11 protein-coding genes, 1 pseudogene and 1 other annotated feature are annotated in these 13,283 nt (G+C 41.9%); of the genes and pseudogenes, 4 read left to right on the forward strand and 8 right to left on the reverse strand.

What is annotated here, in order from left to right; genetic code table 11:
• Window positions 1-105: 105 nt before the first annotated feature.
• The 4 genes and pseudogenes from SPSYN_RS07030 to SPSYN_RS07045 form a co-directional block, all read right to left on the reverse strand.
• The gene (locus SPSYN_RS07030; protein WP_161821774.1) at window positions 106-474 is read right to left on the reverse strand and encodes an ArsR/SmtB family transcription factor; all 369 of its coding nucleotides are present in this window, start codon (window positions 472-474) and stop codon (window positions 106-108) included.
• A gap of 51 nt (window positions 475-525) precedes the next feature.
• Window positions 526-680 (reverse strand): annotated as a pseudogene (locus tag SPSYN_RS07035) (arsenical-resistance protein); the annotation flags it as partial.
• A gap of 327 nt (window positions 681-1,007) precedes the next feature.
• Complete coding sequence (locus tag SPSYN_RS07040; RefSeq protein ID WP_161821775.1) at window positions 1,008-1,160, reverse strand: hypothetical protein; 153 nt, start codon at window positions 1,158-1,160, stop codon at window positions 1,008-1,010.
• Window positions 1,161-1,706: 546 nt separating this feature from the next.
• Complete coding sequence (locus SPSYN_RS07045) at window positions 1,707-2,987, reverse strand: metallophosphoesterase (RefSeq protein WP_207708550.1); 1,281 nt, start codon at window positions 2,985-2,987, stop codon at window positions 1,707-1,709.
• 681 nt (window positions 2,988-3,668) lie between these two features.
• On the opposite strand from SPSYN_RS07045, the gene SPSYN_RS15965 reads away from it, so the two are divergent.
• Window positions 3,669-3,920: a hypothetical protein gene (locus tag SPSYN_RS15965; protein ID WP_243152949.1), complete on the forward strand. Its 252-nt coding sequence runs from the start codon at window positions 3,669-3,671 to the stop codon at window positions 3,918-3,920.
• A gap of 223 nt (window positions 3,921-4,143) precedes the next feature.
• Window positions 4,144-4,749 (forward strand): class I SAM-dependent methyltransferase, encoded by a 606-nt coding sequence (locus SPSYN_RS07055; RefSeq protein WP_161821777.1) that lies wholly within the window; start codon window positions 4,144-4,146, stop codon window positions 4,747-4,749.
• Between the two features lie 141 nt (window positions 4,750-4,890).
• Here the strand turns inward: SPSYN_RS07055 and SPSYN_RS07060 are convergent, their stop codons facing one another.
• Together SPSYN_RS07060 and SPSYN_RS07065 are read right to left on the reverse strand one after the other, a co-directional pair.
• Window positions 4,891-5,388 carry a peptide ABC transporter substrate-binding protein gene (locus tag SPSYN_RS07060; protein WP_161821778.1) on the reverse strand — a complete coding sequence of 166 codons (498 nt, stop codon included), beginning with the start codon at window positions 5,386-5,388 and terminating at the stop codon, window positions 4,891-4,893.
• A gap of 69 nt (window positions 5,389-5,457) precedes the next feature.
• Window positions 5,458-6,303, reverse strand: coding sequence for a copper amine oxidase N-terminal domain-containing protein (locus SPSYN_RS07065; protein WP_161821779.1), 846 nt, complete (start codon window positions 6,301-6,303; stop codon window positions 5,458-5,460).
• A 742-nt stretch (window positions 6,304-7,045) separates the two neighbouring features.
• Here SPSYN_RS07065 and SPSYN_RS07070 point away from each other — a divergent pair.
• Window positions 7,046-10,480 carry a [FeFe] hydrogenase, group A gene (locus tag SPSYN_RS07070; RefSeq protein WP_161821780.1) on the forward strand — a complete coding sequence of 1,145 codons (3,435 nt, stop codon included), beginning with the start codon at window positions 7,046-7,048 and terminating at the stop codon, window positions 10,478-10,480.
• A 166-nt stretch (window positions 10,481-10,646) separates the two neighbouring features.
• Here SPSYN_RS07070 and SPSYN_RS07075 read toward each other — a convergent pair whose 3' ends face one another.
• Window positions 10,647-11,759 (reverse strand): sodium ion-translocating decarboxylase subunit beta, encoded by a 1,113-nt coding sequence (locus SPSYN_RS07075; protein ID WP_161821781.1) that lies wholly within the window; start codon window positions 11,757-11,759, stop codon window positions 10,647-10,649.
• A 127-nt stretch (window positions 11,760-11,886) separates the two neighbouring features.
• Window positions 11,887-12,036 carry a hypothetical protein gene (locus tag SPSYN_RS07080; protein ID WP_161821782.1) on the reverse strand — a complete coding sequence of 50 codons (150 nt, stop codon included), beginning with the start codon at window positions 12,034-12,036 and terminating at the stop codon, window positions 11,887-11,889.
• Window positions 12,037-12,377: 341 nt separating this feature from the next.
• Window positions 12,378-12,427: a sequence feature (sodium ion sensor (DUF1646 type); this cis-regulatory element may regulate processes involved in with the transportation of sodium ions), on the reverse strand.
• 358 nt (window positions 12,428-12,785) lie between these two features.
• Here SPSYN_RS07080 and SPSYN_RS07085 point away from each other — a divergent pair.
• Window positions 12,786-13,166 (forward strand): hypothetical protein, encoded by a 381-nt coding sequence (locus SPSYN_RS07085; RefSeq protein ID WP_202623753.1) that lies wholly within the window; start codon window positions 12,786-12,788, stop codon window positions 13,164-13,166.
• The last annotated feature ends 117 nt before the right edge of the window (window positions 13,167-13,283 follow it).

Here is a 13,283-nt window from a genome sequence, read left to right on the forward strand (position 1 = left end):
ATGGCCAGGATTTGTGCCTGGGCTGCCCGATATCATAACGTTTGGGGTTATTCTCCGCCATGTATTTGTATACCTCCTTGCTTCATCCATTGCGCTGCTCACCGGTTAATTGACTTTTTTATTGTTAAAGGGGACCATTTCATTTTCAGTGCGTAAACAAGCACCGTAATTGCGTTCCTTTTTCCGGTGGGCTAGGTTGTCGGCTATTTGGGCAAATAAGCCGTTATTAATTGCTGCTAATCTTAGTTTAAAAACATTTTCATTTAAGGAATAAAACACCCAGCGGCCATCTTTGTCGTCTAGTACCAGATTGCTTTTCCTTAAAATCCTGAGGTGGTGAGAAACAGCCGGCTGGGACATAGCCAGCTCTTCCATAATTTCACAAACACACAAATCTTGCATGGACAACATGAAGATAATTTTCAACCTGGTTTCATCAACTATAACCTTTAAAAAATCCAACATTTCTTTCATGGTATTTCCTCAAAAAAAGTGCTGGTGGAAGCGAGTGCCTCCAGGCTAACGACTCGCTGTTACCTGGCCGGAATTTATGCCGAATAAAGCTACAGCTACGGCAATAGCCAATTCAAAGTATTACTTGCCGCGGTAAAGGAAAGGGTAGTGGTATGCTCATAGTTGATGCCCAGCTTTTTGCTTATGAAGAATGAAAACAAGAACATCGGTTATTGAATCAGCCATGCATTTTATTCCCCTATCATATAAAATATATCATCCTTATTCTAGCAAATCGTTTAAATTTGAACAACCTTTTTGAAATTAACCATTAATAACTAACCCGTAAAACAAACTTATCATAGATAAATTCCGTATATTTTTTTCACTCATCTGTAAACGTTCTTTTCAATTCTTTTGTCAGTTGTTCCTTAACGTAACCGATAAAAATTTGGCCAAATTGCTTCATTCTTACATAAAATATTTTTTATATTTAAAGTAAAATATGTCATATAAAAGTTCACTTATATAATAATTGCATATCTTCATTAAAGTCAACAGTTTGCATTTATAACAGAACAACCCCGGCAAGGATTTATATTCCTCGTGGGGTTGTTCCGGTCTCTGTATAGTTGAGCTATCAGCCCGCCTGCAATTTTTGCCATTTCATCAATTATTTCTTTAGCCAGGGCATTGTCTTTATCCATATAGTTATTAACTTCCTCTTAAGAAATTGAGGACAGGGTAACGTCTGTCAAAGCAATAAAAGAGACGGAGGTAGTGTTTTTCCCAAATACGGGCTACAGACATAGGATACTGCATTCTCCCAGAATATCAATCAGGTTTTCTTCACCTTTCTCACTCACATGGACGTACTCTACTAATCCATTTATTATGAAATATAAATGAGCCGGTCTTTTCCCCTGCTATACTATGACCGTTTTCTTGGGGTATTTAACATGTGGCCTATTTATGAAAATTTTATGCCACCTTCTTAAACCGGATGGATCATAAATAACTCTATAGTTCAGGAAAATACCCCCCCATATGCTCTCATCCTTTTTTCGTCAGAACTACTATACATCATTATAAGATTGTTGAGAAAGTTTTGTTATCTTCTAAAGTTCCACATTTTGGCGTAATATCCTTCCACAAAATAACATAATAATGTTCAAATGACATCTTCTTTAAAAACACCCGTCAAATAAAGAGCTTTCCAAGTGTTTAAAGTGATAAATAATATCAAACTGCTCTTAGAACTTTTTGTATTTTTGGATCTCACGCCAAAATTCATTAATACAGTTTTGTTCTTCGGCTCTTTTTATGAGCTTATTTATAATTTGGACATGTTTTAGACCTTCGTCCTCTTGACGCCCCAGAGATAAATGAGAAATAATTGTTTCACGTATGACTAAGGGAAGACTCATAAATGTATAAGTTAATGTTTTGTAACTAACATGATTATTGGTTTGATTTATAACGAAGGGGATATACTCTTTACTAGATGAATCATCTCTTGTGTTTTCTTTTACTTTTATTAACGGAATCTTATAGTTTTTGTATATTTTTTTATTGCACAAATTGGTATCGGCAATAAAACGATCTTCTTGATCATCTAAAATTCGAGGATAAATTCTTATATCTAGATAATCTTTTTTGTCTTCAGTAAAGATGCTTAATGTGATCCAATTATATCGTGGTATCCAATCAGGTTCCCCTCTTGAAGGGTGAGTTGCTCCACTGCCAACAATCAGTGTGCTTCTAATTTGTTCAATAGTTTGAATGTGTTTGTGGCCGTAAAGCTGAATGTGCACCCTAGAATCCATTTTGTTTTTTAGCTTTAATTTCGGGTCTTGCCAACATTGCGGCGGGTGATGACACAATGTAAGATATATTTCATTCTCTCTTCGACTTGGTATTTGACTCTCATTGATAAACATCAATCGTTCTTCAGCACCTTGAGCATTATCGTCGGCATTTGATATTATTGTGGAATTCATTCCGAGAATTTTTAAATTATACTTGTTGTTTAATGGGAACTCCGCTTCCCATTGCGGTTTATCCGGACTGATAAAACATCCGTATTTTCCGGCAAATTCCGTAATGTAACATTCAATGGGGGCAAAGAGTATATTATTATACTTATCCCTAGATAATTTTGCTAAAGTGTCATTGAACGTTTCGACAGAATCGGATGTCGCCAGTTTGTCCTGTATTAATTTCACGATATAACTTTCTTTGGGAACATCCTGGTCTACATCATGATTTCCCGGAACACAAAATACATCTTCTTCAGCTATTTCCAATCGTGAACACAATTCACGAAGAAATACAGCTCCAACTGCATACTCTTCATATTTTCCACTAAAAGCAATATCACCACAAATCAGAACACCTTTGATATTTATTAGGTGCTGCTTCGCATTATCACTAATATCGTTTAATAATTCATTTCGTAAATCCTCATCTACATCGTACCTATCACCACTAAATTTTGTAAAGTGAATATCTGATAAGTGAATAAATGAAATCAATTTATTTATCACCTCGTTCTTAGTGCTCCCACATAGTTTAAATGCACCAGGCCTTATATAATATGCTGCAAGACCAATTAATTATAAAGGAAATTGCTCTTGGGCTGCTGCCGGTGGAAATGAATGTAAATATTGGGCAAAAAAAAACTGGCTTTACGCCAGGCTGACTTAAAGGATTTTCTGTCATTTCCAGCATGTCCTGGATACCCTGAGACTTCAGAGATTAAACTTAGAATTTATTTGCAAGCACCTGATTTCTTAATTAATTTATTAGCTTGTTTGTGGTTTTAAACATGTTTTTTTATATCAATTGGCATGGCCAGCCGTAATGGTCTGTTTATCTCTCTCCTATAATGTATTGCGATCTAAAAAATCTTGTTGTTATTTACAGGTTGTTTATCCTTGGCGGTGTACTACTTTTTTCATCCCTACGCTTATTTATTACCAGCTAAACTAGCCCGAATTTTGTTGGGTGATTTTTCGCTGGTTCTTTTAACCGGGTTTTTATCTATAGGCCTATTTATGGCCACGTATGTTTTAACTGGTAATTATAAACCCCCAACCATAGCCGCTGCAGGTTTATCATTTATGACATTGGGCCTGGTGGGGCACTTTACATGTTTTTTGATAACAAGATTTCCTGCTTCACCCAGTTACATAATCTTTGTCGTTGGCCTGACATTGCTGATGTATGCAGCTTTGCTCTTTGTAAAGACAGATGGCGCACATGTTAATCCAGCTGTTTGGGCTGGCAGAAACGCCCTCAATATTTTTGTTTTGCATTACCTAATTTATGTTTATGCCAAATATGCAGGCCTGCTTGGATTATTTAACAAGCCCTTACTCGGTGCTGGTTGCTTTGGCAGTAACGGCTTTCTTTTTACTGCTAAGCAAATGGATGGTCTGGCCGCTTGCAGGCCGCCACCGCAATAATATGTACCAATGCGGTGTTTAGAAGTCACTAGTATATCTTAATCTAGTATATTGATTCGGGAATGCCGTCATGGTATATTTGTATTCCTTTTGAATGAAACGTTGTCATGAACTTGATTTGGTTTATAATAGAAAATAAAGAAGGAATAACATTTTGTGCCGCCAAGCGAGAAAGTGGTGCATCGATGGAAGGTATGGGTAAGCCTAAAGGAGGTTAAACAAGATGAAGATAGAGGAACGTTATAAGAAAAGATATAAAACAGGCGATACTCCATGGGATATTGGTAAACCTGATTTTAACCTTATTCAGACTGTATCCACAATGGCTATAACACCATGTAAAACACTGGATATTGGATGCGGAACTGGTGATAACTCTATATGGCTTGCCCAAAACAGCTTTGATGTGATAGGTATTGATACTTCGGAAACTGCAATACAGAACGCTGTTGAGAAAGCTTCCAAAGCTAATCTCAAATGTACCTTTATTATGCTTGACTTTCTGACTAACAAAATTGATGGGGCGCCATTTGGTTTTGCATTTGATAGAGGTTGTTTTCATTCATTAAATACAGATGAAGCACGGAAGAGCTTTGCAGAAAATGTAGCTGCACATTTAGAAAATTATGGCTTGTGGCTAAGTATTATTGGCAACGCTGATGAACAACGTGACAGACCGGGTCCACCTCAGCTTGCTGCTAGGGATATTGTTAACGCTGTAGAGTCTCACTTCGAAATTCTTTCGCTCGTTTCAAGCTATTTTGGGTCTAACAGCCCAACCCCTCCTAGAGCCTGGGTTTGCTTAATGCGTAAAAGGCATTTCGCATAAATACCTGGTAACCATCATTAATAATGCCAAGATTTTAAAATATACGGTTAAAATAAAAGGCCCCTGCAACGATCTTTAAATTCGCGGCAGGGACTATTTATTTTTAAGAAGCATTATTTCATTTTATGCAACTCCCGAAGATTAACTTATCCAAGTAATATCGGCCTTGTCAATCTGCCAGGAATTGTCCATATAAATAATTGTAGTCACGACACCAATAGCTCCATTACCGGACCTGTATTTTGAACCCTCGATTTGAACTTTGGTGTCGGATTTAATATCAACTTTTTTAATACTTAACAGAATTCCATTCAGTATCATATGCTTTTCATCAAACAAGCTTTTTTGTTTTAAATCATCAAAAGAAGCTTCCATAACTGTGACCTTATATTTTTTGAAATAGTCTAATATGGTTGCTTTGTCTTGTGCATTTAAATTAAGGCCGGTCATATCAATAGCAATGTATTCCATATTTGAATTCAGTCCTGCATCTAGAGGCATAAATGAATCAAAAGCCTGAGTGTATATTTGAGGCAAGTTTTGCTCGGCCTTTATTTCTGTCATTTCCTGATTACATCCTGAGAAAATATATAACATAATTATTGCTATGCCTATCCGTCCAAGAAGACGTTTTTTCATAGTAACCCCCCGAAGCAGTATGGGTGTAAGGAAATATGCCTGGATAGCTGTTATCTGGTTATATAATTTTTAGTTATTGCGTTCCAGCAGGGCTTTTAAAGATGTCTCCAAGTCCCCACCTTCCTCTATGACGGTTCCCGTCCAAAGGATGCCTATAAGCGATGTTACGCCGTCCTTCCGGGATATAACCAGTTGCGGACTGCCCATGCTGCATGTTTCCATAAGCCATCCGGCTTCATCGACCTGCATACCACCGGCCAGAACCACCTTGCTCAAATCATCCGGCAACAGGCGATATTCCAGTGCGTAAACATAAATGGGCGTATCCGTTAGCTGAGCAAACTCTTTAACCAATTCTAGGCGGATCATTTTACTATCGATGATCTTTACACTACCGCTTGATTCAAGTTGAGCAATATCGTTCCTAATATATTCCCATGCAATACTATTTACATCATCTAGTACTCCTGTCTTCAGTTCCGGTTGGGATGCTTGATTTATTCTCACTGTTCGGTTCCAGGCATCCCATCTTACTCCTGCACCTAATGCTTCAGAGACAAACCTCAGCGGAACCATAGTTCTTCCCTGAAAAACTTTAGCCGGGGCATCTAAATTGACAGCTTCTTCATTAAGAAAACCATGTGTTGCGAATGTTTGCAGGCGTATTCTGGTTTGCCCTTTAGTAGCAGTGATAGTTTCAGTTGTTGCATCATAATCTACCACAGCACCTAAAGCTTCAAAAACAGTTCGAAGGGGCACCAGTACCCGATCGTTTTCCATAACTGGTGAGGCATCAAACTGAAGTTGCTCATCGTTTAACATTACCGTAATCGGTTGAGTCGCCATAACACTAGTTGGTAAACTAGTCGTTAAAAATACTCCAACTAACAAAATTAATAGCCACTTTCTCTGCAAATCAAAAACCTCCCTTTTAAATTTTACTGGTAAGACGGTGGAAAGTAATATTTAGTTCCCTCCTCCCGTGCATCACAACCGCTGGATAAGCACTTCCACCAGCTCCTGCACCCGGGCCGTATGAAAAAACCTAGGGTAGAGTTTCATCCTCTTAAGAAAAAAATAACAGTATAGCTGTTGCCATACCATTTATCCTATAAATAATTTTTTACACCATCCCTATGATATAGTCTAATTTCTTTGAAATGTTATCAATAATTTTTTTTTGAATTAGCTTTAGATACTCAGTCAATAAGGACAATACTTTTTGGTACCATAAACACGGGTCAATCGTGCCGCTTGATATGACACCATATCTGACAAAACCCCTCAATAACATTATAAAACAGATATTCCATCCAGCTTAGCCATGTTTCTTTTTCTGACAATACTAAGCCGGATATCACAAACTTTTCTTGTTTATACCCGTAAAATAAAATGTGGCAAAGACTTAATTGGGTTGAAATGGAAAATTGAGTACTAAATGAGTAGCGCTGTAACAGACAAAACCCTGTAACATAAATTTAATAAGCTTATATAATATATTGCAATATTTCCCGTTAAAAATTTGTTGAAACGTGTCGATAATAATAATAAACTAACTATTGGTAGCGAAATATTAGTGTCCGGCTTGTTCTCGATACCTGCATCATGATTGATTAATATGTGACAACATAGTTGTTAAGGAAAGAGGAGAAGCTATATGAAGTCTATATCAAAGAATAAACGGATCAAAGTCACGGTCAACGGCCGGGAGTTGGAGGTTTATGATGAGCTGACCATTCTCCAGGCACTTATCCAGGAAGATGTGGAGATACCGCACCTTTGTTATGATATACGACTCGAAAGAGCTAACGGCAACTGTGGATTATGCGTTGTGGAGCTGGGTGAAGGTGCAGAGATGCGAGAAGTTAAATCCTGCCAGACACCCATCCAGGCAGGTATGATCATCAGGACCAACAGTGATCACTTGAAAAATTACCGTAAAGTTCGTTTGGCCCAGTTACTGTCCGACCACAATGCGGACTGCGTTGCGCCCTGTGTAAGCACCTGTCCGAATAACGTCGATATTCAAAAATATCTGCGCCATATCCAGGCCGGCAATTTTACAGAAGCACTACAGGTGATCAAAGAAACCAACCCTTTCCCTGTCGTTTGTGGGAGGGTATGCCCGCATCCTTGTGAGGCTGCTTGCCGGCGCAATTTGGTGGATGCACCGGTGGCTATTAATTACGTTAAACGTTTTGTCGCTGATCTTGACCTTGGTAGTCCAAAACCATGGTCACCCAAAGTGAAGCCTGCTTCCGGCAAGAAGATCGCCATCATTGGAGCAGGCCCTTCCGGCCTGACTGCGGCTTATTACAGTGCCATCAACGGCCATGATGTGACCGTCTTTGAACGTCAGCCTCATGCCGGTGGTATGATGCGTTACGGTATCCCGGAGTACCGGCTGCCGAAAGCTACTCTGGACAAGGAGATTGAACTGATCCGTAATCTGGGGGTTAGAATCGTTACGGGCAAAGCAGTGGGCACCCACGTCATGCTAACTGACCTGCAGCAGGATTTTGACGCGGTATATCTGGCCATCGGATCCTGGGGTACAACACCATTTCAATTGGAAGGTGTCTGGACGGGTATCCAGTATCTAGAGCAGAACGTTAAGGGATTAGATACCAATACCGGTAAAGAAGTTGTCGTTATCGGCGGTGGTAACACCGCCATCGACTGCTCTCGTACGGCGTTGAGAAACGGTGCTGAAAAAGTAACTATACTGTATCGCCGCTGCAGAGAAGAAATGCCGGCTGAACCCTATGAGATCGAGGAAGCGGAGCACGAGGGAGTCGGCATGATGTTCCTGATCTACCCGGAAAAGATCGAAATCAAAGGTGATAAAAAGATTTTACGCTGCCTCAAAATGCAGCTGGGCGAACCTGACCGTTCAGGAAGAAGAAGGCCGATTCCCATAGAAGGTAGTGAAATTATCATCGAAGCAGATACAGTCATTGCAGCCATCGGGCAGAGCACCGACACCCGCTTCCTCTACAATGACCTGCCTGTTCGCCTGAACAAATGGGGCGATGTAGATATTAACGGCAGGACCTTTGAAACCTCAGAAAGTAAGATCTTTGCCGGAGGTGACTGTGTTACCGGACCGGCCACCGTTATTCAGGCTATCGCAGCCGGTCGGCATGCGGCGGAGTCCATAGATAGCTTCCTGACCGTTGGGTATGCCAAAGTCCACCGCGAAGACTACAGCTGCAGTCGTGGTTCACTGGAAGATCTGCCCAGGTGGATGTATGAAGACACGCCTAGGCTGCCCCGGACGGTGATGCCGGCTCTGGATCCGGAGATCAGAAAGAAAAACTATGCCGAAGTGGAACTGGGCTTATCCGAGGAGCAGGCGGTGGCGGAAGCCGAACGCTGCCTACAGTGCGGCTGTAAATCCAGGTACGATTGCGACTTGAGAAACGCGGCCAGCGATTATAACCTCGAATTTAAGAGTCCTGATTATGATCGTCCATTTTTCCCGATTACTGATGATCACCCGTTCATTACCAGAGACCATAACAAATGTATTTCCTGTGGACGGTGTATTACCGCCTGTGCAGAAGTTGAAGGCCCGGATATTCTTACCTTTTATATGAAACATGGCCGCCAGCTTGTTGGCACCAAAAGCGGTCGTCCGCTTGAACATACCGATTGCATCAGCTGCGGGCACTGCGTCAACGCCTGCCCTTGCGGTGCGCTGCGCTACACCAGCGAAAAGGGAAAAGTCTTCAGAGCTTTGCATGACCCGTCCAAAACGGTAGTAGCCTTTGTTGCCCCGGCCGTACGGGCGATTATTGCTACCCGCTATGGCATATCTCCTGAGGCGGCTACTCCATTTATCGCCGGCCTGCTGAAACAGCTAGGTTTTGACAAAGTCTTTGATAACGCCTTCGCCGCCGACCTGACAATTATGGAGGAAACGACAGAGTTTCTGGACCGGGTGACCGGTCAGGGAGTGATGCCCCAGTTCACTTCTTGCTGCCCGGGCTGGGTCAACTTTGTGGAACGCAGGTATCCGGAAATTATACCGCACCTGTCCACCTGTAAATCGCCGCAGATGATGATGGGTGCTACAATAAAGAATCATTTTGCTCAAATGGCCGGCCTTGCCAGACAAGACCTCTATGTCGTTTCCATCGTGCCTTGTATTGCTAAGAAATATGAAGCCAAACGACCGGAATTTGCAACTGACGGCATTCCGGATGTGGATGCAGTACTGAATTCTGTAGAAATGCTGGAAATGATGGATCTGAAATTAATTGACCCGGCCGATGTGGTGCCACAAGAATACGATGAACCGTACAGAATGGTTTCCGGTGCCGGGATCCTGTTTGGTAATTCTGGTGGTGTAGCAGAGGCCGCTTTGAGAATGGCGGTGGAAAAGCTGTCCGGTGTACCGCTGGCCGATCATCTTGACTTCACTGAAATCAGAGGTTTTGATGGTGTCAAGGAGACCACCATCGAAGCGAATGGAGTCAAGGTGAGGGTGGCAGTAATCAGCGGGCTGCATAACGCGGAACCTATCATTCAAAAAGTAGCCCGGGGCGAGGAAATCGGCTATGACCTCATTGAAATCATGGCCTGCCCGGGTGGTTGTATCTCGGGCGCGGGACATCCGGTACCTGAAAAAATCGATTCTTTAGAAAAGCGTGAGCAGGTCCTCATCGACATCGATATGTCCTCGAAGATACGTAAATCCCAGGATAACCCGGACATCATGAAGCTTTACCAGGAGTTCTACGGCCAACCAAATTCACAGCTGGCCCATGAATTGCTGCACACCCATTATTACCAGGTGGAAGGAGATACCCTGGGTGCCAAGGTGCTCAAAAAAAGTGACTCGGCCTTCCTGACCAATGAATTTGAAATTTGCGTCTGTGATGCTTGTTCCGCCAAAGGCTCGAAGGAGTTATACCAGGCTACCTATAATAGTATTCATGCTCAGAAAATGGATGCTTTTGTTAAAGTTAGAACGACCCGCCTGAAGGCCGGCCATGCCGGAGAAGGCATCCATGTGATTTTGGACGGTAAAAAAATCGAAGCGGCAGAGTTAAGCAATATCTATAAGGCGATCCGGGCGAACAGGTAATTGATACGGACGAGCTAGTCATTCATATAGTTGGAAAAAGCCCTTACTAAAGGGCTTTTTCGCATTTAAATTGCATAACTCTTGGCTGATCAGTTAATTAATTATTCTTCAGTTAGAACTCCTCATATTATTTATCATCGAAAGTTTAGAAAGTTATACTAAACTGTTATGTTAATGCTGTAATAAACGCACCGGCCGCTACAGCCGTACCGATAACACCGGCCACGTTAGGCCCCATGGCATGCATTAACAGGTAGTTTTGCGGATTGGCTTCCATGCCCATATTTTGGACCACCCGGGCCGCCATAGGCACAGCAGACACACCGGCAGCGCCGATAAGCGGGTTGACCTTGTTCTTGACGACCAGGTTCATAAGCTTGGCTATTAATACGCCGCCTGCTGTGGCAAAGGCAAAGGCCACTACGCCCATGATAAATACGCCGATGGTTTTAGGGGTCAAGAAAACTTCTGAAGTCATAGTGGAACCAACTGCTACACCGAGAAGAATGGTGACAATGTTCATTAAAGCATTACGGCTAACGTCGGTCAGTCGTTCCACTACACCGCTCTCCATGAATAGGTTACCCAGCATAAACATAGCAATGAGCGGTGCTGACGCAGGTACCAGCAATATAATAATGAGCGCCCCCAAAATAGGGAATAAAATTTTTTCCGCCTTGTTAGGCCAGCGATTCATTTGCATAACCATGGACCGTTCTTCTTTGGTAGTTAACATCTTGGCAATAGGTGGAATTATAATCGGCACTAGCGCCATGTAGGAATATGCCGCTACTGCAACCGAACCCATCATGTGCGGTGCTAAGTTGGCGGATAGGAAAATGGAAGTTGGACCGTCGGCACCGCCGATAATACCAATACAGGCTGCTTCATAAACGGTGAAGCCCATCAATAAGGCACCAAGGAAAGCACCGTAAACACCAAGCTGAGCTGCCGCGCCAAGAAGCAGTGTTTTAGGATTCGCAAGCACCGGCCCAAAGTCAGTCATTGCACCCAGACCTAGAAAAATAAGAGGCGGGATTAATTCATTAGCAATTCCGTAGTGGTAAAAGATGTAAAAAAGTCCACCCTCTTCTAAAAGGCCGGTTAAAGGTAAGTTGGCCATAAATATTCCAAAGCCGATGGGCAATAGGAGTAGTGGCTCAACCCCTTTTATGATGGCCAGATATAAAAGGACAAATGAAATCAGCCACATGGCAATTTGACCTATGGTCACCTGCCATAAACCCCAACTACTTAAAACCTCAGCTAATTGTTCCATAAATAATCCTCCTCGTATTATTACTACAGTATTCTTTTTAACTTAACTCCTAATTTGTCATCAATTGTTAGAGCTATTACTGTCGTGGGAGCTCAACTTGAACATTTTAACATTGCTATCCAAAAAATCACTCGGTTTGTTTATCTGTTTGTTTTTTAGACAGGCTTTCTGTTATACTGCCGGTAATTGTCACGGTAATTTGCAAGACTAGCAGTACCGCGAAAACAGATACTAATCCCGATATCGCTACCATTGTGGCTTGACCCCAGTCAACCATAAATATATTCCTCCCTTCCATATAATTAAAATTGTATTTTCAACATGGGTACACTCAAAAAAACCAAATTCTGATTGTGTGCTTCAATTGTTGACTAAACATCCATACCAGGGCTCCCAAAGCTCATAACAAAAATTGTTATGCTACACCAGCAGAGGTTATCGTAATGAATTCTGATTACAATTTCATTTGGTAATGTTATTTAATTCACTAGCGTTGCATAATTGGATTTCTCAATGTCAAATACCCTTGGACTTAAAGAACGAAATTTACTTTTCAACTGCATCTGCAGATTATTACAATTGTTTAAAGAAAATAAAAAGGCAGAGAACCTCTTACGAAGCTCTCCGCCCATTAAGCTCAATATCTTGAAGCAGTTGCCTGCCCAACCGGAAATTTATTTATATTAATTTAAATTAATTTTAGCTTATTATTAATTAAAAATCAACATTTTCAATTAAAAATCAACATTTTCAACTATAAATCAACATACCTCTGGTTTTCGGTTTCGCGGTCAGTTTTTTCCGCCTAAATTTATAGGTTAGTGTTTATATTAATTAACTTTGGCATATTACCCTACACTTGTTGTCGTTTGTTTACCAAACTATGGTATTTTTTTCGATGATGGTTCACTAAATCATGTTTAGCCCCGTTACCCGCTTAAGCGGGCTGCTGTCCGTGGAGGTAATGGTTGAGCAGGACCGGGTTGTAGAAGCCAACGCCAGCGGCACCATGTTCCGGGGTTACGTGTGGATTATGCGGAACTGTCATGTTACCGACGCTGTCTATCTGATTCAGCGTATTTGCGGGATTTGTCATTCGCCCACGGCGCTATGGCCAGTTATCTGCTTAACGAGCTGTATGCCAACGAGCTGTCCGAAAATGCCCAGTATTTGCGTAATGTGATGTATGGGCGGATTTTCTGCAAAACCACATTCAGCACTTTTATCTGTTCCGCCTGCCGGATTTTGTTCGTATGCCGGATTACCCGCCTATCACGGGCAGAACCTTACGGATGCAAGGCTAAATCCGGACGACAACCGGCGTCTGGAGGGGGGCTATTAAGGCCGGCCAGCGCAGCCATGAAATCCTGGCCTAATGAAGCAAAAAAAAACTCCTCCTGCATTTAAAGGGGGAGCTTTCTCATGAGAGTCAGCAAGGCAAGACTGACCCGGGGGAGGCGGCAAGTTTAATAAAATTATCCAAAGTAGTCTGGCTATCTAAGCTTGAGACGGGGCTTGCTTATG

Source organism: Sporotomaculum syntrophicum (genome assembly GCF_009932395.1).
GTDB classification, from domain to species: domain Bacteria; phylum Bacillota; class Desulfotomaculia; order Desulfotomaculales; family Desulfallaceae; genus Sporotomaculum; species Sporotomaculum syntrophicum.